This window comes from Veronia pacifica, assembly GCF_001707825.1.
Taxonomy (GTDB): Bacteria; Pseudomonadota; Gammaproteobacteria; order Enterobacterales; family Vibrionaceae; genus Veronia; species Veronia pacifica.
On the sequence record NZ_LYBM01000023.1, the window covers coordinates 1 to 22,669 of the forward strand.

The window sequence follows — 22,669 nt, forward strand, 5'->3', positions numbered from 1 at the left end:
GCCGTCGTCGCTGCCGTCATCGTTTCCGTCGTCGTTGCCGTCATCAGACTCATAATTAAGGCTGATAATCACAGGGTCATGGTCTGACGACGAAAAGGCATTATCAGATTTTACTAAGTCGCCAGTATAGCGGCTTGGATATTCAAACAATGTGCTTTCAACCGAGTTGATATGCCAGTCTTCAACAGCAACCACCTTCTCTTTTAGGCTATTGTTGCCCAAGGCATGATCCAAACTACCCAGCTCGCCATCAAAGCTGTATGAGAAGGCTTCTTCGCCAGCAAATGCCGTTGCGAGATTGGTGTACCCGAAGCCATCCCCGACTTCCCGTGCGACTTCATCCATCACCTTGCCCTGTATCGAGGTACCAGCAGCAGTGACAATCTTGCGCTCCTCATTCGTGGCATCGTAGTTGGTCAGCACACGCATTGGGTCTTCCTGTGCATAGGCATTGAAGTCACCTAATGCCAGAACGTCGCCCGAGAGGTCTTGCAACGCTTTGCCCAGTGTTTCTGTTGCGGAAACACGAAACTCGTTGCATCGTCCCTGAAGATCAGCCGGGTCAGACTCAAACTCGCCAGCCACCCAATCCTCATAGCAGCCCGAGCCTTTAGACTTGAGATGGTTCACCACAATTGAAAGGGTTTGTTCACCAGGCATATTGAAAGTTTGAAGTAACGAATCCCGCTGATATTTGTCATGCTGAGCGGTCTCACCCTTTGGATTTTCACCCTCAATGTGTTGCTCTGGCATCCGCACTACACTTGCAGCTCCGGCGAGAGATACTTTGGCGGGTCGGTAAATGAATGCCACCATGATGGCATCACTGCCCAGAAATTTACCGTCTTTGAGGTCGGCGGTTTCAGGCGTTACCATCGCATAGTGCTTGTCGCTGTCCGCGATACGAGAGTTCAACGTATTGACCAGGTCAGCCAACGCTCCCTTATCACCAAAGCCGTTATTCTCAACTTCCATCAAGCCCAAAATATCAGCATCTATTGCCAGCATTGCATTGACGATTTTGTCACGCTGCATAGCAAACTCATCAGCTCTTTTCGCACCACGGTTACAACCTCTACTAGCATCAGCATCGGCCTGATCTTTACACATGGGGTTGAGGTCGCCACCGATATCGCTGTGACTGGTGAAATAGTTCAGTACATTAAAGCTCGCAACTTTGAGGTTGCTGCCATCAACCACTGTCGGTGCATCAGTGCGGTCTTTTTGATGAACGAAATCTGCTGGCGACACAGAGTTGGTTGGAACAAGGCGGAATTCTCGAAAGCTAAAACCAAGTACACCCTCTAGGTTTTCGACCCGATCAAAAATTCGGATATAACCTTGTTCGGCATCAAGCTCCGGGAAATACGGAATTTTACCATTTGGTGCTTTCTGGTCAGATTCGACGTAGAGGCGATTTTCTGCGTTACTTTTAGCCAGCATATCGGTGCCCAGAGAGCCAGCAGGATGTAATTGTGTGGGTTTAACCAGTGGCTTTTGATAAGACAACACCATGTTGTTGCGTTTTGAATCATAGTCGAAGCCAAAATTACGTGTGACTACCAGATCAGAATCCGTATCTAGTTTTACCAGCATACCTTCGTAACGCTCTAGCGCATCTGTAAGAGACTCGTTTTCCAGCACTCGAATGGGTGTCAGAGAAGGAAGCGTTGCGTCACCGAGAAACTCCCATTGGGTATCTTTTGCGTCAAGTTGAGTAAAGCCATAGAACTCTTTGACCTTACCAGCAGCACAAACAAGACTGCCTGCTGTCAGCCCTTCAACACTTTTGGACAAAACAAAAATGCCATCGGAAGTGGCATCATTATTGTCACCTTGAGGGTCCTGAAGCCAAAAACCTTTGTATAAACCTGTCGTCACCGCCGTGACAACACCTTCAACATAGTAATCTTCTACGCTCTCATATTTACCTGCAGGTACCAGAGGGCTGCTTGCGCCATCGCCCTGAACCTCATAGATAGGTGTGCGATTTTCATCACCGCAACTAAAAACAGGCTTGGGCTCTGGGTCTGAACAGGCAGCGAGTCCATCGCAACCAAGACCACTGAAGGTATCTTTAGTAGAGCTTTCCCAGTCGACAGAAGGGTCAAAATCGGATGTTATATCTTCACGACCCGTAGTGCCCAATTTACGTCTTAACGTTTTATCTCTACCAAAATATTCGTTGCTACCCAGCTTACCAAGGCTATCAACAACCTTTTCATTATGAGTAAGGGCGACTACGTCATTGCCATTGAAGTTCAGTTGGCTTGAGAGTGAATTAGCGAGACCTTTGAGTGGTTCATTGGCTTTAGTATATGCGACAACAAGGCTTTTACCGGGCTCTAGGCTTTTCCCAGACTCCAACACATCGGAAAGTGAAACGCTTTTGGAATAATTGGTGTTTCCGTTGTTAGCTAACTTAATCGCCCAATCGTCAAGGTTAACGGCTTGATCGGAGCGATTAGTGATCTCAATCGCCTTATTGTTGGCTGAACCCTCCACATATTCAGAAATGAATAATTCGGCATGTGCAGTAGCGTTTAGCGATGCGCTGACAGCAAGAGCAAGAAAGCTCTTTTTCGCAATGTTCATGTCGGCTCCTTTTGTGCCATTGGTCATAAAACTTGCGAATTATTTACCAAGTGAACATTAAATTAAGGTGATCAAACGCACATGAGGGGGTAGTTTCATAAGATTTGAGTAAAGATCCTAGATATCGCTTCCACGTTTTAATTTTAACTTTTAGTCAAATATAGCAACATTTGTTTCGTATGAGACAAAAAAAGCAGTGGTATAAACCACTGCTATATCAAAATTTATGTGATATGTGCTGTATCCTGTTAGGGGCGAGCCACAAAGCCGACAGCTTCATACACTTTTTTTAGCGTGCGTGCAGCATGAGCAGATGCTTTTTCTGCCCCTACCTTCATTACACTATCGAGGTAAGCGCGATCAGCGCGGAATTCTTTATATCTGGCCTGTAAAGGTTCCAGCATGGCGACGACGGCGTCTGCAGTATCCTTTTTCAGATGACCATACATTTTATCCGCATATTCAGCTTCAATTTCAGCATATGTCTTTCCGGTAACACCAGACATAAGCCCCATCAAGTTAGCAACGCCAGGTTTATTCTCGATATCAAAAATAACGCGTGGCGGCTCATCAGAGTCAGTCACCGCTCGCTTTATTTTCTTCACGATAGCTTTGGGATCTTCGAGCAGACCGATAACGTTATTACGGTTATCGTCTGACTTTGACATTTTTTTCAATGGATCCTGCAAGCTCATTACCCGCGCTCCAACAGGCGGTATGTAAGGTTCAGGCACTACAAAAGTATCGCCGTACAGATTGTTAAAGCGATGCGCAATATCGCGAGCCAACTCAAGGTGTTGTTTCTGGTCGTTACCAACAGGCACTTGATTAGCCTGATACAGCAGAATATCCGCGGCCATCAGCACAGGATAACTGAACAAACCCGCATTGATGTTTTCGGCATGACGGGCAGATTTATCCTTAAACTGCGTCATGCGGTTAAGTTCACCCATCTGTGTATAACAATTCAATACCCAACCAAGTTGCGCATGTTCTGGCACATGGGACTGAACAAACAGGTTGCTTCGCTCCGGGCTCACACCTACTGCAAGGCAGAGTGCCAGCGCATCCAGTGTTGCCTCACGCAGGGTATTTGCATCCTGACGGACAGTGATCGCGTGGAGATCAACGATACAATACTGGCAATTGTAGTCATCCTGCATCTGTTCCCACTGACGCAGTGCTCCCATATAGTTGCCGATACTAAGTTCACCGGAAGGCTGAACGCCACTGAGCACAATAGGCTGAGAGGATGAATCACTCATGATGCAGTATTTTCCTGTAGGTAAAGTAACTGTCGGCACACGTGGCCGACAGTAAACATGTCAAAGAAGTAGAAGGGGTAATTTACGCTGTTTTTGTATCGCTGAGAACCGTCAATAGATGCTCAAAGTGATCTGCCACGTGATCAGGTGCACTGTCACTGATAGGCTCGCCATAGTTGTAACCGTAAGTTAGGCCGAAAGAGGCAATACCAGCATTCTTTGCCGCCTGAATATCGTTGCGTGAGTCGCCCACCATCATCATGTGTTCGTTGCGTAATCCATGTTTGTCTCGCAAGCTGTGTAACCCTTCCGGATCTGGCTTATTTGTCGCCAGCGTTCCACCGCCGATGACGTCACTGAAGAAATGGTCTAGGGCAAGGTCTTCAAGTAACTCAGGCACAAACTGATAAGGTTTATTGGTGACCAGTCCCAACATAAACCCCTTGTCCTTCAGAGATGTCAGCGTCTCTTTGACCTTTGGGAAAATTTCAGTTCTGTCGTGTCCATTGTTCGCATAATGAAAGTCGAACCTTTCTCTGGCACGCTGATAAAGTTCATCAGACAGGCCTGAATCAATTTCAATGCTCTGAGACAGAGCACGTTTAACCATAATTTCAGCACCGTTACCAATCCAACATTTCACCTGCTCATTGCTAACGGTATGTAGTTCAAGATCAGCCAGCATCATTCGAAGTGCTTCTGCCAAGTCGGGCACACTGTCGACCAAGGTACCGTCAAGATCAAAAGCGATGTATCTGATTGTATCGAATTTGGGGTTCATTCCTGTATTTCTCTCGTTATAGGTTCACTTTGCTGAGCTCAGCGCGCATTTCATCAATGACGGTTTTATAATCTGGCTGACCAAAAATTGCCGATCCTGCTACAAACATGTCGGCACCAGCCTCAGCAATTTCACGGATGTTGTCCACCTTTACTCCGCCATCGATTTCCAGACGAATGTCTCGTCCGCTTTCATCAATACGGCGGCGAACCTCTCTTAGCTTATCCAGTGTGCCAGGAATGAAAGATTGTCCACCAAATCCCGGATTGACTGACATCAGCAGAATCATATCCAGTTTATCCATAACATGGTCAAGGTAGTGGAGAGGCGTAGCGGGATTGAATACCAAACCAGCCTGACAGCCATGCTCTTTAATTAACTGAAGAGAACGATCAACGTGCTCGCTCGCCTCAGCGTGGAAAGTGATCATGCTAGCGCCAGCTTTTGCAAAATCAGGAATGATGCGATCGACAGGCTTGACCATCAGATGCACATCAATCGGTGCTGTGATACCGTAATCACGTAGGGCTTTACAGATAGGCGCACCAAAGGTCAGGTTTGGCACATAGTGGTTATCCATCACATCAAAGTGGACGACATCCGCGCCCGCCGCCAATACCCGGTCAACATCTTCACCAAGCCTTGCAAAATCGGCAGATAAGATTGACGGAGCAATAAGAAAATCCTTCATGTTTACGCCTCTGTTGTTCTAATTCGGCTAATTGGAAACACCTGCTGTGTCAGATACGGCTAAATCTTACCCGAATGAAAGCAGGTGTCCTATCAGTTCCACTGATTTATTTTTGTGGCTCAGCTTATCGCCGAACTAATTAAAAAACCAAGGATAAGGGGAAATGACGCTGTGAACAGGGAAAAAGCATCTTGGTGGGATATTGTGAAAAGCGTACTCGCAGCTCTCCTTGGCGTTCAATCAGATAAGAACAGGGAACGAGATTTCAGCCAAAGCAGTATGTGGCCTTACATCATTATCGGTTTTATCGCTGTCGCTTTGTTCGTGGTAGGCCTTATCACTATCGTGTCACTGATTGCGCCTTCCTGAGGATCATGCCTCTGTATCTATCGCGTTGAAAAGCGCAAGTAGCTCATCGACCTTGTTTCTACCCCCGCCATTTCGGCTGATAGTTCGCTTCACTTTTACCACGCTCAACTTTGCACCGCGATAGAGACGACGCGTGTGAGGCGTGTCATGATTTGAAATCAGCACAGGAATACCACGGTGTATCGCTGCCTTTTCAGCATGCTCAGCAAGCAATGCCTGATCATCCAAGGTAAATCCACCACTGGAGTATGTAGTGAAATTCGCCGTTGTCGACAGCGGCGCATATGGTGGGTCACAGTAGACAACACTGCCCTTTCTGGCATGGGAAAAACTCTGCTGATAACCTTCACAGACAAACGTAGCCCGCTTTGCTTTCTCCGAGAAAAACTCCATCTCTGCTTCAGGGAAGTACGGTTTTTTATACGAACCGAAGGGGACATTAAATCCCCCTTTCTTGTTATACCGACACAAACCGTTAAAGCCATGGCGGTTTAAATAAAGAAAGTAGATAGACCTCAGGTAAGGGTCCTCGGTCTGATTAAACTCAGCACGAACCGAAAGATACGCCTCTTTACGGTTATACTCGGGCGTAAACATGGTTTTACAATCTGCAATCAGTGGGTGTGGTTTTTCTTTTAGCAGGTTGTATAGATTGATTAAATCCGGATTGATATCTGCAAGTCGGTATTGCTCGTAGTCAGTGTTTAAAAACACAGAACCAGCGCCCGCGAAAGGCTCAATCAACTTTTTTGCATCAGGCAAGTGCTTACGGATATCTTCAACGAGAGAATATTTTCCGCCAGCCCATTTTAAAAAGGCTCTATGCTTTTTCATTAACGCCTGTCCACCACAGCAAATCGAAGGGTGGCGGATTGTATCTTATTTTTGTTCATCAATCAGCGTTATTTATCCGCCCGGCAGGCTAATTAACCCGCCGGATCTCTTGGTGAATCTGACTAAACGCTTTCGCCCAAGGGGAGAGAGACTGAATGTCGTCAGGCAATATCAGTCCTGCCTTACGCGCCTCACTCACACTAGGGTAGTCGCCCAACAATACCATGAACCATGGATCGCCATTTCGACGGGTCTCATATACCCGTACTTTGTCAGACAAATTATATTCAGTGACAAAATTATCTACGGCTTCACGAGACTGTAGCGCTGCCAGTTGAAGCGCGTATCGGTTGTCATTAACTGTAAGCAATGCCTGATTGGATAGCTTGGTTGAGAACCCCTGACGAACAGGTCTGACCGATGTATTCTGATTTTGCGTAACGTCATCTCTCACTGCATTGGCAAGCTCAGGTAGGAGGTTATTCACGGCAGAGGTGCCGTCACTTCCAGCAGCCTGTTGGTCAATGATGGCGTCCACAACAAGATCTGGAACGACGATACGTTTGTTTTGATCACCTCCAGTCCCGACGGTGACACCCTCGAGTGCCAGTTGAGGCGGTAACTCGGCATTGTCGTCTGACTGTTGATCGGCACTGACATAAACGGCTTCTCTGCGAACAGTCCCTTGCTCACCAGGGGAGGTAACAATGGCACCGCTACTGGTAACGCCGCCACTTTGGCTGGTGTAATTACCAGAGCTTCCCGCTAAACCAATATTGCCAGACGATGTCTGCCCACTTCCTACCGCAAGACCAATCCCGGTGGTTGTCGCATCGAGTGTGCCGGATGACGCAGTATTATTTCCGGTAGTAGCTGTATTTTCCTGGCTGGCTGACGTCGGATTTGAGACCGACAGGGTTCCTGTTGTATCCGTCTGACGGCCAACGGTTTGTCCCTCGCCACCAGCGCGATTGACTGAAGAATCGTCGGATCGAGAAACCGTATTTCCTGAGGCGTCTGGCGTCTGGTCGGCAGTATCTTGAGCATTCTGTAATGCGTCGTTTTGTTGATTGTTTCCAGAAGATGAATTGTTTGTCTGATTCAGTTTTTCAACAAAAGCAGTCAGCTCATCAATACCCTGAGGGATAAGTGCATTATTTTTCTGTTCCTGCTCAGGTTGGGGCCAGAACCACCATACTGCACCTGCACCAATCACAATCAGAAAGAGAGCCAGTATCATCAAAGGCCACAGCGGGGTGTCTTTGTTGTCTTTCATTGCAGTTGTCTCCTGTCGACCAAGTCCTTTTAACGCTCCAGGTATCGAAGGCAGAGATTGCGCGTCTTGTCGAATTTTTCTGCGTTGAGAAGCATCCAACTGACGATTAATCATCATCACGTCAATGAACATATCCCGTTCACTATCAGATAATGGAGAGATCTCTAGCGTCAAGGGGCTTACACCCTGAGTTGTTGAAAAACGGGCAAATTCGCCCGTCAGTTTTCCTACTTCACCAAACAACAACACATTTATTTGCCAGTTTTGTCGTTGTTGTGCTTCCTGCACGACGGCCCAAAGCTCGCCAACCAGAGTATCACTCAATAAATGTGCATCATCAATAACTACCAGCAAGTGACAACTTCGGTCTTCAATCATGTGCTGCAAGCTCTGCAACAGAGAGTCATGCTCATTGAAGACTACATCCCTCGCCAACTGGCTGAGGATGAAAGACCGATGTTGATGTTCTTTTTGCTGTTGGTTACATATCAACAGTGCCTGAACGGGTTCACTCGCCCAGCTCTCAAGATACCGCTCACTGAGCCAGCTCTTGCCTGAGCCCGTTTCGCCAGCGATTTTTAGTAGATTCGAGCTGAAACGAGTAAGGAACTGTATTCTCGACAAAAGCTGGACCTGACTATCCAGCTCAAGTGATGTCATTTCATTGGTATTTGTCATACATAAGTACGCTTAACCGGCCGTGATAACCTCAGCAAGCGTTTCGGGGGTCACATCTGCAACAACTTGAGCACTGCCAACAGAGGTCGGAAGAACCAGACGGAGCTGCCCGGAAAGCACTTTCTTATCTCGCATCATATGCTTGATAAATGCATCATAGTCCATGCTTGACGGAGCTTTCACGGGAAGTTGCGCATTTTCAAGTAATGCAGTGATACGGTTAACATCTTCCTGAACAACCAGTTGTTGACGCAACGCAGTTTTGGCGGCCAGCACAGTTCCAGCAGACACAGCTTCTCCGTGTAACCAATTGCCGTATCCCATCTCAGCTTCGATGGCATGACCGAAAGTATGACCAAGATTGAGTAGAGCTCTAACGCCAGATTCTTTTTCATCTGCTGCCACAACGTCTGCTTTTATTTCACAGCAACGCCTAATTGCCGTTACTAAAGGCTGGTATTGCAGCTCATTCAGCGCCTGATGATGCTCTTCAAGCCAGTTAAAGAACTCACCATCTGCGATAATGCCGTATTTAATGACTTCAGCCATTCCAGCAGCAAATTCTCGTTGAGGTAATGTCTTGAGCACATCAGTATCAATAAACACTGCTTTAGGTTGGTAAAAGGCCCCTATCATATTTTTACCTAGAGGGTGATTTACCGCCGTCTTACCGCCAACTGACGAGTCAACCTGCGCAAGCAGTGTGGTTGGAATTTGGATGTAATCGACGCCACGCTGATAACTCGCTGCGGCAAAGCCGACAACATCGCCGATAACGCCGCCGCCGAGTGCAATAATAAGCGCGTCGCGGCCGTAATTACCTTCAAGAAGGAAGGTATGAATAGTGTTGAAGGTTTCCAGTGATTTGTACTGTTCACCATCAGGGAGAACCAACAGAGCCGGCTTGGCACCGGCCCGTTTTAACGTATTGATGAAAAAGTATGCGTACAGAGGTGCAATGGTTTCGTTGGTGATAACCACCACCTGACGTCCCTCCGTTCCAGCAAATAACTCTGGCTGTCCAAGAAGTCCTGAGCCGATAGAAATACAGTAGCTTCTGTCGCCCAGTTTTACGTCAATCCTTTCCATGCTATTCCTTTACGTCATATTTTAGTGTTTTTCGAGCAAATCAATAATTTGGTTTGCTACGACTTTCGCACTTTGATCATCCGTGCGAACAACGAAGTCAGCCACTTCTTCGTAAAGTGGGTTGCGCTCCGCCGCGAGAGATTCAAGCACCTCTCTCGGCTCATCCGTTTGAAGAAGTGGACGCTTCTTATCACGTTGAGTCCGGGCCAGTTGCTTTTCGATTGTTGTTTCAAGATAAACAACGATACCCCGGGCTGAGAGACGGTTTCGGCTCTCTCTGCTCTTGATTGAGCCACCACCGGTTGCCAGAACAATACCGTGTTTCTCGGTCAGGTCATTGATGACACCTTCCTCACGAACACGGAAACCGTCTTCACCTTCGACATCAAACACCCATGCAATGTCAGCGCCTGTACGTTCTTCAATCTCAGTGTCGGAGTCGAAGAATTCCATGTGCAGCTGTTGTGCCAGATGTCGTCCAATTGTGCTTTTACCAGCCCCCATCGGACCTACTAGAAAGATATTTCGTTTTTCAGCCATTTTCAGCCATTTACGTGCAGTTAATTTTAAACAACACCGCCCGCAGGCTCATGATAGCAAGCCCGAGACGCCAGATTCCTCACAGATATTTCGTGATCAGACAGAAAATTATCTCAGGTCTGGCGGGCTTTTGGCAACATTAATTATCCAGAATGCCATCATTGAGTCATGATTCTTGGTGTGACAAAGATAAGTAACTCGCGTTTAGACATGTTTTCAAAGTCTCGACGGAACAAATATCCAAGCAGTGGAATGTCGCCCAACAATGGTACTTTCTCCACGCCTTTAGTCACTTGTTGCTGGAAGATACCACCCAAAACAATGGTTTCACCGTTTTCCGCAAGTACCTGAGTATTGAGACGCTGGGTATCGATGGCCATCGCTTCTCCACCCCCCGTAGGGACGGCTCCCGCTACTTTGTCTTGAGTCACCGTTAAATCCAGTACCAATTTCTCATCTGGTGTGATCTGGGGTAATACTTCGAGGCTAAGTACCGCCTTCTTAAAGGCAATTTTGACTTCATCATCAGATTTTACGACATAGGGAAGTTCGACACCCTGCTCGATAAAAGCGGGACGATTATTGGTCGCCAATAATCGTGGGCTGGAGATAATTTCAGCTTTAGTCTCTGATTCAAGGGCCGACAACTCTAAGTCCAACAACAGGTTTTTACCCAAGTTAGCAACTTGAAAAGCAATACTTGACGCTTTTTCACTGACGGCACCAAGATTGACATTCATCATCCTATCAATCTCTATTGATTCGCCAGAGTCGCCACCCCAGTCAATACCATCATTCTTGTCCCAGAAGATGTTACTTTCAATACTACCACCAACTGTCGCCCGACCATTTTTGTTAAGGATCCCCCAGCGCACACCCAGCTCATCGAGAGTTCCTTCATCTACAGATACGATGCGGGCCTCGATTTCAACCTGACTGACTGGGATATCAATGGTGTTGATCAATGACTTAACAACATCAATATTTTCTGACAGATCTTTGATAAGCAGAGTGTTTGTTCGCGCATCAACTGACACACTCCCCCTCGGCGTCAGCAACGTCACACCCTTCTCATCTTCTTGCAATAAATCAGCGACTTCCTGAGCATTTGCATATTTGATCTGTATGACTTCAGATCTCAATGAAGCCAGTTCTCGTTGTTGGCGTTGATATTCCAATGCCAACCGCTCTTGCTCATCCAGCTCAGCCTTGGGAGCAACCATAAGTACGTTGCCGTGCAGTCGCTTATCCAAACCTTTGGATTTAAGAATGATATTCAGAGCTTCCGACCAACGAACATCTTCAAGTTTAATGGTAATGTTACCCTCGACGTTGTCAGCTACTACCAGATTCAAACCATTCATCTCAGCGACAACCTGAAGGACGCTACGAACGGAAATATCCTGGAAATTGAGCGATACAGGTCGGTTCACATCGTAAACAGGCTTCTTCACCACTTCCACTGAGTCTGTCATTCCGGGCTGACTACTATCGGTAGCCTCCGCAAACACAGGCTGAGCCGAAAGCAACGAAGACACAATACAGCCCGCTACGGCCCCCTTTCTAAAACTGCACAGCATTAACGATATCCTTATTACTGGGCCTTCCAGTTAATTCAAAGCCAACTTGGTATTTTTTTCCTGCCAGCACCCTTTTCCATCAGGCAACTGCTCGGTAATGTCGATTTCCTCTCGCTGAACGCTGTTGATCCGTCCATGGTTGATACCGACAATATCTCCAGCTCCAACTCGGGCAATTGCGCCTTCAGGGGTTTCAAATAGCGCCCAAAGAGCATCGCTCTGACCAATCACACCTTTAAACGCAAGTTCTGATAAATCGAAATCAGACAAGGGATATAGTTCAGCATCGTAATCAGGCTGCCAGCACTGAGAAATATCCGTGTCATCTGAGCCATCGTCTGATGTTTCAAAATCAAAAAAGGGATTTTTGACACCAGACAACTGAAACAGCTCGGCTTGATAGCGTGGCAACTCTGGCACCTGAGTTGCTGTGATTTTAGCTGCAGCTTTTGTCTGAGCTATGAATGTATTGAGGTCTGAATCGTTACTAAATTGGCAACCAGATAGGATTGCGACACTACCGATTATGAGAACACGATTGATCATTCTTGCTCCCTCTCAATGAACTGATAGGTCACCGCAGATACTGAATACGTCAAAGTGTCCGATTCCTCAGGGGAAACATGACGCAAAGAAAAATCTTGAAGAGCAACAATACGGGGCAACAGACTGATTGCCTCATTGAATAACCCCAGTGAATCGTATTCTCCACTGATATTCATTGTCAGAGGTATTTCATAAAGCCAGCCAGCACGCTTTTCATCCTGAAACTCCAGCCTGTCAAACGTCAGGCCCTGATCGACACCAATCTCATTAATGTCGCTGAGCATCGAGGCCATTTCATGCTCTTTGGGCAATTGCCGACTCAGATAATCATAGTGACTTTGCAACGTCTTAATTTGCTCATCCACATCAGGTAATGCAGCGACTTGCTGAGCAGTTGTGCGAAACTGCGCTTTTAGTATTTCCTCGTTTGTTACTTCCCGTTTAATCTCATCAGAAAGAGGCAGGAGAAAGAAGAATATACTCAGGCCTATCAACGATAGAGCGCCAAGCCCAAGGAGGATATGTTGAGCTGTAGAAGACCACTCAGGGATCTCTTCTAATTCAAAATCACGCCAGTCAGCCATCGCTTTTATCCTCCTGCTCCAATTTGGGCTTGATAAATGAATGGAGGTAAAAGGTTACGCGAAAATGACTGGTCAAAAAAAGTGCACCCTGCTTCCTATCGATCGAGTGTACTTTTTCTTGCCTCACATCGGGGTTTGACTCGAGATTTTTCAATATTTCAGAGACTAAGGCACCCGATTTAGCCATGCCCTCTAGGATGACATGACCATCGCGAAAGTTGACAGACTTGAGTGCGACGCCGCGAGGAATAACCTGAGGTATTAAGTTGAAAAGGGACACCACATTTTTTCTCTGCTGCTGCAGGCTGTCCACCAGACCGATTTTTTCCTCGAGTATTTCTCTCTGTCGATCTATCTCCGAAAAGGCTTTAAGTTCGGCCCGAAGAAGCGTGATTTCTTGCTGCAATAGTGAGTTCCGTGCTTGTTGTTTTTCATGATGGCCGGAAAGCCAAAACCATAAAGAAAATACAATGCAAATCGCCAACACACCGTAAGCAGAAAGTAACGTGAAAAATTGTTTGCGGAGCTTCTCTCTGCGCATCTCGCGCCATGGGAGAAGATTAAGGCTAGGAAGCATCAGCTAACCCCCTCATTGCCAACCCCAAAGGCGTTGCAAAGGCTCCCATTGACTCCTCTTCAGATGAGAGCACGGAGTCTTTAATCTCAAAACCAGCAAATGGATTGAACACGTCAACCTGCTTGTTGAGTAAAGATGACAGCAGGTCGCAATTGACCAAGTGACCAACAGGGCCGGATAGCCAAATCTCCCCAACACTATCAACCGCCAGTTGACTGCCGGCCAATTGGTACTGTCGCTGGATTTCATTCGCTAGCGAGTGAGTCAGTATTTCATCTTTCACTGTGCCATCGCTATTGATCGCAGACGCGGTGCTAAACGCGATTTCTCTGTGAAAAAGATGCAGGTGGGGCTGATAAAAGCACAACTGTGTTTTTGAATAACCAACATCTATCAGCATTGGCAAAGCCAGAGGAGAATCCTTCTCACTTTGATACTGATAAAGTCTCATCAGTGCATAAGGTTTCAAATCGAGCACAGACAATGAAAAACCGGTGCGCGTAAGCGCATTTATCTTTTTTTCGAGTGCAGATTTCCTGCATGCAAACGCCTCGACAGCACCTTGATCTTTACGGATTTGATAATCAAATAGTAACTCCTCGAGCGGGACACCGAGGCTGTCTGCCAACTTCAGACAAATTTGAGCATGGCTCTCATCTTCTGTATCGGCATCCACCAGTGGTAGTCGCTTGAAGATAACGTCTCCTTCCCGAACTGACAGGACTTGGTTGTCGATACCAAACGCACCGAGATACCTTTTAACGCTCTGCTGTAAAGCTTTAATACCGACTTCTGGTCGAGCAGAGTTATAGGCAACAGAGCGTATTTTTTTCACCTGATATTTATCACCTTTCTTCTGGATGACAGCCAACCGGGCTCTATTTGAGGCAATTTCAATTCCTATTGCAGCCTTTTTTCCAAACATAATCCGTTTATTCCCTTCGCCCCGGAATTTAATAATTTTTTTAAAACTTCTCCTCGAGAGCCGTTATTTTTTGCTCACATCTCTTTATACTACTGCCAATATGTAAATTTACGGTGCGACAAAAAAGTAACGGGAATTATCAGGTGAAGTTCATAAAGCGGCTGCTCATCTTCGCAATTTTTTGCGTAATTATTGGAGTGACAACAATTTTTGGCTTTTACGTCTACGTGAAGCCGGAGTTACCTGATGTCGCAACATTGAAAGACGTCAAATTACAGACGCCGATGCAGGTCTACAGTGCGGACGGCAAGTTACTGTCACAATTTGGTGAGAAAAGGCGTATACCGATCCACATCGAAGATATGCCCCAGCACCTTATTGAGGCTGTTATTGCAACCGAAGATGCACGCTTCTATAACCACCCAGGTGTTGATCCAATAAGTATTTTGCGCGCCGCGATTGTTGTTGCCATTTCGGGGCACGCCAAACAAGGGGCAAGTACTATCACCCAGCAGGTCGCACGAAACTTCTTCCTCACGAATGAGAAGAAGATCATGCGAAAAATTAAAGAAGCCTTCATTGCCATTCACATTGAACAACTGCTGACCAAAGATGAGATTCTTGAGTTATATCTAAACAAAATCCCTCTCGGTTATCGGTCTTTTGGTATGGGTGCAGCCGCTCAAGTATATTTCGGCAAAACCCTGAATCAGCTCACGCTAAGCGAGATGGCTGTACTTGCCGGATTACCAAAAGCCCCGTCATCGTTAAACCCAATCCGTTCCGTGGAACGCGCGACTAATCGTAGAAACGTTGTATTGTCGCGCATGCTTGATGTCGGCTTCATCACCCGTTCTGAGTACGAGCAGGCGAAAAGCGAACCTGTGATGTCGAAGTATCACGGTGCCAAAATTGAGTTCTATGCCCCTTATGTTGCCGAAATGGCCCGTGCCTGGATGGTTAAACAATACGGTGACGAAGTCTATGAGTCAGGCCGTAAGGTTTACCTCACTATAGATTCACGCTTACAGAAAAGCGCACAGATTTCAGCAATAAACAACCTGCTCGATTACGACCAAAGACACGGTTATCGCGGTGCTGTCAAAACATTATGGAAGGAAGGAACAACGCCTTGGACATCGGAACAAATCAAAGATCATCTTTCTAAACAGCCGACATATGGCGACCTCGTACCCGCTATTGTCACCAAAGTAGAAGATAAAACAGCAACGGTAGTGAACAAGAAAGGTGAGACTGTTGCGCTTCCTTGGGATGGCATCAAGTGGGCACGTAGATACAAAACAGATGCTCGGCAGGGTCCTGCTCCATCACAGGCTTCAGATATTCTGGCAGCGGGTCAACAGATCTGGACCCGAAAAATAGATGACAACTGGACCTTGAGTCAGGTACCTGATGCCAACACTGCCTTTGTCGCGGTTTCCCCAGAAAATGGAGCGATAAAAGCACTGGTTGGCGGGTTTAATTATGTTCATAGCAAGTTCAACCGTGCGACTCAGTCGGTACGCCAAGTCGGCTCCAGCATCAAGCCATTTATCTATTCGGCAGCGATAGACAGAGGTATGACACTGGCTACTTTGGTCAATGACGCGCCGATAAATCATTGGGACCAAAGTCAGGGAACAGCATGGCGACCTAAAAACTCACCGCCGACTTACACGGGATTGACCCGCATGAAAGTGGGACTGGCGAAGTCGAAAAACGTAATGGCGGTGCGTCTGTTGCGTCGTGTCGGTCTTGACGAAACTATCGACTACCTGACCCGGTTTGGCTTCAAACATGATGAGCTGCCGCGTGCAGAGGCTCTGGCGTTGGGGGCTGGCAGTCTGACACCACTGCAGATGGCTCAAGGCTACAGCGTGTTTGCCAATGGTGGATATTATCTCAATTCTTTCCTTATCGATAAGGTGGCGGACTCGTTTGGTGATGTTGTTTACACCTCAACACCAGATTATATCTGCCGTCAGAACTGCCCAGAGGATGCCTCGACAGAGACTGTCGACGCCTCAGCAGATGAGAAAGCGGAGAACACGCCATCAATAATTGCAACACCAGTGACGTCAGATGAGCCTGAGGCAGCTGGCGTGTCTAGACAAGCGCCACATGTTATCACTGAGCAGAATGCCTTTCTGGTTCGTGAAATGATGGAGGCCAATATCTGGGGCGGTGGTGACTGGAACAAAGGAACAGGCTGGCTAGGCACTGGCTTCAGAGCCCGTTCATTGAAGCGCTACGACATTGGCGGCAAAACTGGCACCACCAATGATGTAAAAGATGCTTGGTATGTCGGTTTCGGGCCGGGACTGGTTGCTGCTGTCTGGGTCGGGTTTGACGATCCGAGCCGTAAACTTGGCCGAACCTCGTACAATAAAAATCTTGGCAAAAGTCAGGTCAGTGGTGGAGAGGCGGGTGCTAAAACCTCACAGATGGCTTGGGTAAACTTCATGAAAGATGCGCTTGCAGACACGCCAAAGCAACGTAAATCTGTGCCGTCAGATATTGTAAGAGTCAGGATTGACCGAACTACTGGACTGCTTACCCGAAAAAATGACTACACCAGTATGTTCGAGTACTTTGCAAAAGGTACGGAGCCAAAAGAGTATACTGCCACCGCGGCCGCAGCAGGTGGGCAGTCTGAAGAAGAAGAGTTATTCTAGTCTTCTTCCTACTGCAATAACTAAAAAAGGCGCATACGCGCCTTTTTTAGTCGCTGACGGAAAGTGTCAATTTAACGCATTCACTGATCACTTCAGCCAACTTTTTGTATCTGGCCCTCAGTGGAGATCCCGGCCGATGGGCAAGGCTGATCTCTCTTGACGGAACCGGATCCGTTGCCATCAAATAACTCACGCCGCTGGATCGTCGAGATTGAGGAATTGCCAGTTCAGGGATCAGCGTCATTCCATTCCCCGCTGCTACCATATTGCGAACGGTCTCCAGACTGGTCGCTTTAAAACGGGTATCGTCATTAGCTCCCGCAGCAAAACAAAAGCCCATGGCCTGATCGCGAAGGCAATGGCCATCAGCCAGCATCAAAAGAGACTGCCCACTTAATTGCTGCATGGGAACATTTTGTTTCTCGGCCCACTGATGATTTTCTGGCACTGCTAACCACATGGGCTCATTGTAAAGTGGCAGTTCTATAAGATGTGACGTTTCTCTGACCGATGCCAGCACTGCGCAGTCAATCTTTCCCTCCTCAAGGCGCTGCACTAACTCATGGGTTTGTTCTTCGTACAAAAATAGCTCAAGGTCAGGAAAGCGATATTTAATTTCACGGACAATACACGGCAGAAGATAGGGCCCGACAGTAGGAATAAAACCAATATGCAAAGGCCCTGACATACTGTCTCCTTGCTCACTGGCCATTTCTTTCAGTACTCTGACTTCAGTCAGGACTTTTCTCGCCTGACTCACAAGGCGTAAGCCCGCATCGGTAAAAAGTACCCGTCTGCTGTTTCGCTCCAGCAGTGCAATACCCAACTCGGTTTCCAGTTTTCTGATCTGCCCACTCAGGGTCGGCTGACTGACAAAGCAGGCTTCAGCCGCTTTTCTGAAATGCTGATGTTCTGACAATGCAACAAGGTATTCCAGATCTCTGATATTCATTACGTCACTTTTGATAGTTATTACCTATTGAAAGTATGCATTATAACGATTATGACTATCAAGAAGACTGAGACATAATGTACTCAGTTCTTCGGAAAGACCGATTTAAAAACACAATAATGATTGAGGTAAGCAAATGAATCTACAGTCGAAAGAAGGTCAACGTATCCCTAATGTTACTTTTCCTATTCGTCAGGGCGACAGCTGGGCAAATGTGAGTACTGATGACCTGTTTGCAGGTAAAACAGTAGTGGTATTTAGTTTGCCAGGTGCTTTCACACCGACCTGTTCATCGACGCACCTGCCTCGTTACAACGAGCTGCAACCCGTATTTAAGCAGCATGGCGTAGATGAAATTCTTTGCGTCTCAGTCAACGATACGTTTGTAATGAATGCATGGAAAGCCGATCAGGATGCAGAAAATATTACCTTTATCCCTGACGGTAACGCTGAATTTACTCGCGGCATGGAAATGGCCGTAGCGAAAGATGAGATTGGTTTTGGTCTGCGTTCATGGCGCTATAGCATGTTGGTTCGTGATGGCATCGTAGAAAAAATGTTCATTGAACCGAACGAGCCGGGCGACCCGTTCAAAGTATCTGATGCAGACACTATGTTGGCTTACATTGCTCCTGAACACAAACTGCAGGAATCCATCACTGTGTTTAGCAAACCCGGCTGTCCATTCTGTGCCAAAGCCAAACAGGCACTGATCGACAAGGGTCTTCAGTATGAAGAAATTATTTTAGGTAAAGATGCAACGACAGTTAGCCTGCGTGCAGTAACCGGAAAAGCGACGGTTCCTCAGGTATTTATCGGCGGTAAGTATATTGGTGGAAGCGAAGAGCTGGATCTTCACTTAGCCTGACTGTTGAGTGACCCAGCGTCACACATACACTTGTTGAAGCTGCCTTATCATCAATAGGCACATCTTCTAAGGGGGTACGTCAGTACCCCTGTCTTATCAAACTTATCTTCCGTTCAGAGACATCCATGAAAACAATAAACCGAGACGTCCTTGTTATTGGTGGTGGCACCGCAGGTCTTGGCGCTTACCGCGCTGCAAAAGCACATACTGATAGTGTAATAATGGTGGAAGGTGGTCCGTTTGGCACTACATGTGCGCGTGTTGGTTGCATGCCTTCCAAGCTGCTCATTGCAGCCGCTGAAGCCGTTCATCATATTGAGAAAGCTCCGGGCTTCGGCGTTTATCCGCAGGGAGAAACCCGTGTTGATGGTCGAGAGGTGATGGATCGCGTTAAACGTGAACGCGACCGTTTTGTCGGTTTTGTTCTTGAGGGTGTTGATGACATCCCGGCGGAAGACAAAGTCTATGGCTATGCAAAATTTGTTGACGCCAACACAGTGCAAGTAGACGAGCATACCCAGATTAATGCCAACCGTGTGGTGATCGCCACTGGATCGCGACCAAGTTGGCCTGCCGCGTGGAACCACCTTGGCGATCGTCTGGTGATCAATGATGATGTTTTCGACTGGGACGATTTGCCTTCATCAGTTGCAGTATTTGGTCCCGGCGTCATTGGTATCGAACTTGGACAGGCACTCCATCGCCTTGGCGTCAAGGTGCTGATGTTTGGTGTAGGTGGTCAGGTAGGCCCGTTGACTGACCCTGAGATCATGGCGTACGCCGATTCCGCGTTTAATGATGAATTTTACCTGGATGCTAATGCCAGCGTCGAAGAGATGGTGCGCGAGGGCGATACTGTTCATATCCGCTATAAAGATAAACAGGGTGAGTTGCAGCATGCCGAAGTCGACTATGTGCTCGCTGCCACAGGCCGCCGACCGAATGTTGATAAGCTGGATATCGAAAATACGGGTATAGAGTGTGACGCCAGAGGCGTGCCTGTCGCTAATCCACATACTATGCAGACTAGTGTCGCCAGTATTTTCATCGCCGGAGATGCCAGTAATCAAATCCCACTGCTGCATGAAGCAGCTGATCAAGGACGTATTGCTGGTGACAACGCAGGCCGTTTCCCAGATATACGCGCCGGACTGCGCCGCAGTAAAATCGCTGCTGTATTTTCCGATCCGCAAATCGCTATGGTTGGAGAGAGCTACAAAGAGATCACTGGGCGCCTTGGTACCTGCGGCTGTTTTGAAACTGGTGCAGTATCGTTTGAAGGTCAGGGTCGCTCCAGAGTCATGTTGGTCAACAAAGGGCTACTGCATGTTTATGGGGAGCAAGGCACCGGACGCTTCCTTGGCGCTGAAATGATAGGCCCAAATGCAGAGCATCTTGCCCACCTTCTGGCTTGGGCACACCAGAATCAGATGACAATCAGTCAGATGTTGGATATGCCCTTCTATCATCCGGTAATTGAGGAGGGTGTGCGCACGGCACTGCGCGACCTGAACGCCAAACTGCACCTTGGTCCTGAAATGATCAAACACTGTCTGGATTGTGGTCCCGGCTGCTAAAAGTAAAGCGCTACTGACACAAACAAAAAAGCCTCCGGTTTGGAGGCTTTTTTGCAGAACAGCGTATCTGTAGTTTATTGTATTAACATGAGCTGCCAATATTGTGACCGTCGATTCGGTTCATTTTCAGATAAAATCGGTCGCTGCACTCAATGTATGGTGCAGCTAGTGGTCATGAATGCCTTCATCTGGCCACTTTGGTGGTGGCTGTACCGCGACATACCCACCAGTGTTGAATCTATTGCCTTGCTGTTTGCTGGTACCGCCAGTGCTGGGCTTTTAATGCTTCACCTGCTGCTCTATCCATTTCGCAAAAAATACAACTCAGACAAAACAGAAGATAAAGAGTCCGGACTTTAGCCGACAGCCAGACTTTCTGCTGTGATCAGCTTATCCTGCTCAAACACAAACTCAAGTGCCACCTCGTCGCAGGCGTGAAGGCGAGGACACACTTCGCAATCTTTCATCACTTTCTCAGGCAACAAAGACTTCGATGTAGACACAAAGCCCAAGCGGGTGAAGAATTCAGGCACCCGCGTTAATACAAATACCCGCTTGATCGCCATACGGTCGGCTTTTTTCAACAGGTATTCGACCATGGCACTGCCCTGCCCCTGATTCTGCCATCCGGTTTCAATGCCTAACGAGCGCACCTCAGCAAGGCCTGAATCGTAAACATAGAGTGAACCACAACCTGTCACTTCGCCCTGATGCTCTGACACGGCAAAAAGACCAATGTTCCGAACCAGTTCATTCCGCTCACGGGGTAAGTTCTCACCCAGCTCCGCCCAATAAGCCACCATGCTTTCGATGGCGTCGATGTCAGTCAGCCTTGCATTACGAACTTTTATTTGTGGCGAATAACGACTTTCAAGGCGTTTTTCCGCTTCACTGATGGCATAACTCACCTGATCAGAAGCAACACCACCGAGAGCGCAGCGTTTTTCCAGACAGGATTCGATAGTCAGAATGGGATAAACATCGTCCTCAATCACCTCTGAGAACGCTTTCATCTCATCCAATGACAGCTCTTCCAATGCGCAGCTTTTACCGATGGCAGTTACCACCGCGACACCGACGATATGGTGGGCTTCACGGAATGGAATCCCTTTAGCCACCAGATAGTCCGCCAATTCAGTGGCATTTGAATAGCCCTGCATCGCGGCTTCCAGTGTACGCTGTGCATTGATAGTAATTCCCTCAAAGCACAAGGTTGCCATTTCAAGACAATCGAACCAGGTATCAAGCGCGTCGAACAGACCTTCCTTGTCTTCTTGCATGTCTTTGTTGTAAGCAAGCGGCAAGGCCTTCACCGTCATCATCATACTGGCCATCGCGCCATAGACCCGGCCGGTTTTACCCCGAATCAGCTCCAGTGCATCCGGGTTTTTCTTTTGTGGCATCAGAGAGGAACCGGATGTCACTGTGTCCGCCAGTTCGATAAAGTTAGATTCGCCGGAGTTGTAGAAAATAAGATCTTCAGCCATCCGCGAGAGATGCAGCATAGACACAGACGCCACCGACATCAGCTCCATCACATGATCGCGATCAGAAACAGAATCGAGACTGTTTCGGGTTGCTCGCTGGAAACCGAGGCTATGTGCCAGAGCCTCACGATCAATTGGGTACGCCGTGCCCGCCAAAGCACCGGAGCCAAGCGGACAGGTATCAAAACGGTTCATGGCATCGCTGAGACGCGAGTAATCACGCTCAAACATCTCAACATATGCCAGACACCAGTGAGCAAATGTCACTGGCTGAGCACGTTGTAAATGGGTATAGCCAGGCAACACTGTTGTCTGATTTTCAGACGCCACAGTCACCAGTTGATCCTGCAGTTTGTCCAGCGCCAACAATAATTGCTGTCCCTGTTGGCGACACCAGAGTTTAAGATCGGTAGCCACCTGATCATTACGCGAGCGACCAGTGTGTAGCTTCTTACCTAAATCGCCGACACGGTCAATCAGTTGCTGCTCTACCCAGCTATGGATATCTTCTGCATCTGACTTGAGGATCTGCTCTGGATCTTCCATCACCGACAGCTTCAGCTCATTAAGTGCCAGTTCCAGTTGCTTTTGCTCAGCCGCCGTAAGCACACCGACTGAACGCAGTGATTTCGACCAGGCTATCGATCCAACAATGTCCTGCTCAGCTAAACGGTAATCAAACCGTAAAGAGTCATTGAACTGCTTGAATCTTGTATCGGCTGCCTGTGTAAACCGTCCGCCCCACAACGCCATAGCTACCTCTCCCTTACCTTACGACTC

20 protein-coding genes are annotated in these 22,669 nt (G+C 47.6%); 5 read left to right on the forward strand and 15 right to left on the reverse strand.

Going from position 1 to position 22,669, the window contains the following annotated elements:
- The 4 genes from A8L45_RS12845 to rpe form a co-directional block, all read right to left on the reverse strand.
- Window positions 1–2,595 (reverse strand): ExeM/NucH family extracellular endonuclease (locus tag A8L45_RS12845; RefSeq protein WP_068902884.1); only part of this gene is annotated, 2,595 nt, incomplete at its 3' end.
- A 248-nt stretch (window positions 2,596–2,843) separates the two neighbouring features.
- Window positions 2,844–3,860 carry a tryptophan--tRNA ligase gene (gene trpS, locus A8L45_RS12850; protein WP_068902886.1) on the reverse strand — a complete coding sequence of 339 codons (1,017 nt, stop codon included), beginning with the start codon at window positions 3,858–3,860 and terminating at the stop codon, window positions 2,844–2,846.
- An 82-nt stretch (window positions 3,861–3,942) separates the two neighbouring features.
- Window positions 3,943–4,641: a phosphoglycolate phosphatase gene (locus tag A8L45_RS12855; protein ID WP_068902889.1), complete on the reverse strand. Its 699-nt coding sequence runs from the start codon at window positions 4,639–4,641 to the stop codon at window positions 3,943–3,945.
- Window positions 4,642–4,657: 16 nt separating this feature from the next.
- Entirely contained in the window at window positions 4,658–5,332 is a 675-nt protein-coding gene (gene rpe, locus A8L45_RS12860; protein ID WP_068902891.1) for a ribulose-phosphate 3-epimerase, read from the reverse strand.
- 171 nt (window positions 5,333–5,503) lie between these two features.
- On the opposite strand from rpe, the gene A8L45_RS12865 reads away from it, so the two are divergent.
- Window positions 5,504–5,701, forward strand: a complete 198-nt coding sequence (locus tag A8L45_RS12865) for a DUF2970 domain-containing protein (protein ID WP_068903020.1) — start codon at window positions 5,504–5,506, stop codon at window positions 5,699–5,701.
- Window positions 5,702–5,704: 3 nt separating this feature from the next.
- On the opposite strand, the gene A8L45_RS12870 is transcribed toward A8L45_RS12865, so the two are convergent.
- The 9 genes from A8L45_RS12870 to pilM all read right to left on the reverse strand — a co-directional run bounded on the left by A8L45_RS12870 (window position 5,705) and on the right by pilM (window position 14,330).
- Window positions 5,705–6,535, reverse strand: coding sequence for a Dam family site-specific DNA-(adenine-N6)-methyltransferase (locus tag A8L45_RS12870; protein WP_068902893.1), 831 nt, complete (start codon window positions 6,533–6,535; stop codon window positions 5,705–5,707).
- An 88-nt stretch (window positions 6,536–6,623) separates the two neighbouring features.
- Window positions 6,624–8,489 carry an AAA family ATPase gene (locus A8L45_RS25310; RefSeq protein ID WP_068902895.1) on the reverse strand — a complete coding sequence of 622 codons (1,866 nt, stop codon included), beginning with the start codon at window positions 8,487–8,489 and terminating at the stop codon, window positions 6,624–6,626.
- A gap of 12 nt (window positions 8,490–8,501) precedes the next feature.
- The gene (gene aroB / locus A8L45_RS12880; protein ID WP_068902897.1) at window positions 8,502–9,578 is read right to left on the reverse strand and encodes a 3-dehydroquinate synthase; all 1,077 of its coding nucleotides are present in this window, start codon (window positions 9,576–9,578) and stop codon (window positions 8,502–8,504) included.
- A gap of 21 nt (window positions 9,579–9,599) precedes the next feature.
- Entirely contained in the window at window positions 9,600–10,118 is a 519-nt protein-coding gene (gene aroK, locus A8L45_RS12885) for a shikimate kinase AroK (protein ID WP_068902900.1), read from the reverse strand.
- A gap of 158 nt (window positions 10,119–10,276) precedes the next feature.
- Window positions 10,277–11,698 carry a type IV pilus secretin PilQ gene (locus tag A8L45_RS12890; RefSeq protein WP_068902901.1) on the reverse strand — a complete coding sequence of 474 codons (1,422 nt, stop codon included), beginning with the start codon at window positions 11,696–11,698 and terminating at the stop codon, window positions 10,277–10,279.
- 30 nt (window positions 11,699–11,728) lie between these two features.
- Window positions 11,729–12,244 (reverse strand): pilus assembly protein PilP, encoded by a 516-nt coding sequence (locus A8L45_RS12895; protein WP_083228330.1) that lies wholly within the window; start codon window positions 12,242–12,244, stop codon window positions 11,729–11,731.
- Complete coding sequence (locus tag A8L45_RS12900; RefSeq protein ID WP_068902903.1) at window positions 12,241–12,828, reverse strand: type IV pilus inner membrane component PilO; 588 nt, start codon at window positions 12,826–12,828, stop codon at window positions 12,241–12,243. The genes A8L45_RS12895 and A8L45_RS12900 overlap by 4 nt, the downstream gene beginning before the upstream one ends.
- On the reverse strand, window positions 12,821–13,405 hold the full coding sequence (locus A8L45_RS12905) for a PilN domain-containing protein (RefSeq protein WP_068902906.1): 585 nt from the start codon (window positions 13,403–13,405) through the stop codon (window positions 12,821–12,823). Before A8L45_RS12905 ends, A8L45_RS12900 begins: the two co-directional genes overlap by 8 nt.
- Window positions 13,395–14,330: a type IV pilus biogenesis protein PilM gene (gene pilM / locus A8L45_RS12910; protein ID WP_068902908.1), complete on the reverse strand. Its 936-nt coding sequence runs from the start codon at window positions 14,328–14,330 to the stop codon at window positions 13,395–13,397. Before pilM ends, A8L45_RS12905 begins: the two co-directional genes overlap by 11 nt.
- A 143-nt stretch (window positions 14,331–14,473) precedes the next feature.
- Here pilM and A8L45_RS12915 point away from each other — a divergent pair, with 143 nt between their 5' ends.
- Window positions 14,474–17,005 carry a penicillin-binding protein 1A gene (locus tag A8L45_RS12915; RefSeq protein WP_068902910.1) on the forward strand — a complete coding sequence of 844 codons (2,532 nt, stop codon included), beginning with the start codon at window positions 14,474–14,476 and terminating at the stop codon, window positions 17,003–17,005.
- A 46-nt stretch (window positions 17,006–17,051) separates the two neighbouring features.
- On the opposite strand, the gene oxyR is transcribed toward A8L45_RS12915, so the two are convergent.
- Window positions 17,052–17,957 carry a DNA-binding transcriptional regulator OxyR gene (gene oxyR / locus A8L45_RS12920; protein ID WP_068902912.1) on the reverse strand — a complete coding sequence of 302 codons (906 nt, stop codon included), beginning with the start codon at window positions 17,955–17,957 and terminating at the stop codon, window positions 17,052–17,054.
- A gap of 136 nt (window positions 17,958–18,093) precedes the next feature.
- Here oxyR and A8L45_RS12925 point away from each other — a divergent pair, with 136 nt between their 5' ends.
- The 3 genes from A8L45_RS12925 (at window position 18,094) to A8L45_RS12935 (ending at window position 20,762) form a co-directional block, all read left to right on the forward strand.
- A complete protein-coding gene (locus tag A8L45_RS12925; protein ID WP_068902914.1) occupies window positions 18,094–18,825 on the forward strand; it encodes a glutathione peroxidase in 732 nt (243 codons plus the stop codon).
- 125 nt (window positions 18,826–18,950) lie between these two features.
- Window positions 18,951–20,402 (forward strand): dihydrolipoyl dehydrogenase, encoded by a 1,452-nt coding sequence (locus A8L45_RS12930; RefSeq protein WP_068902916.1) that lies wholly within the window; start codon window positions 18,951–18,953, stop codon window positions 20,400–20,402.
- 87 nt (window positions 20,403–20,489) lie between these two features.
- The gene (locus tag A8L45_RS12935) at window positions 20,490–20,762 is read left to right on the forward strand and encodes a DUF3624 domain-containing protein (RefSeq protein ID WP_068903024.1); all 273 of its coding nucleotides are present in this window, start codon (window positions 20,490–20,492) and stop codon (window positions 20,760–20,762) included.
- On the opposite strand, the gene argH is transcribed toward A8L45_RS12935, so the two are convergent.
- Window positions 20,759–22,642: an argininosuccinate lyase gene (gene argH / locus A8L45_RS12940; RefSeq protein WP_068902918.1), complete on the reverse strand. Its 1,884-nt coding sequence runs from the start codon at window positions 22,640–22,642 to the stop codon at window positions 20,759–20,761. The genes A8L45_RS12935 and argH overlap by 4 nt on opposite strands.
- Window positions 22,643–22,669 lie beyond the last annotated feature (27 nt).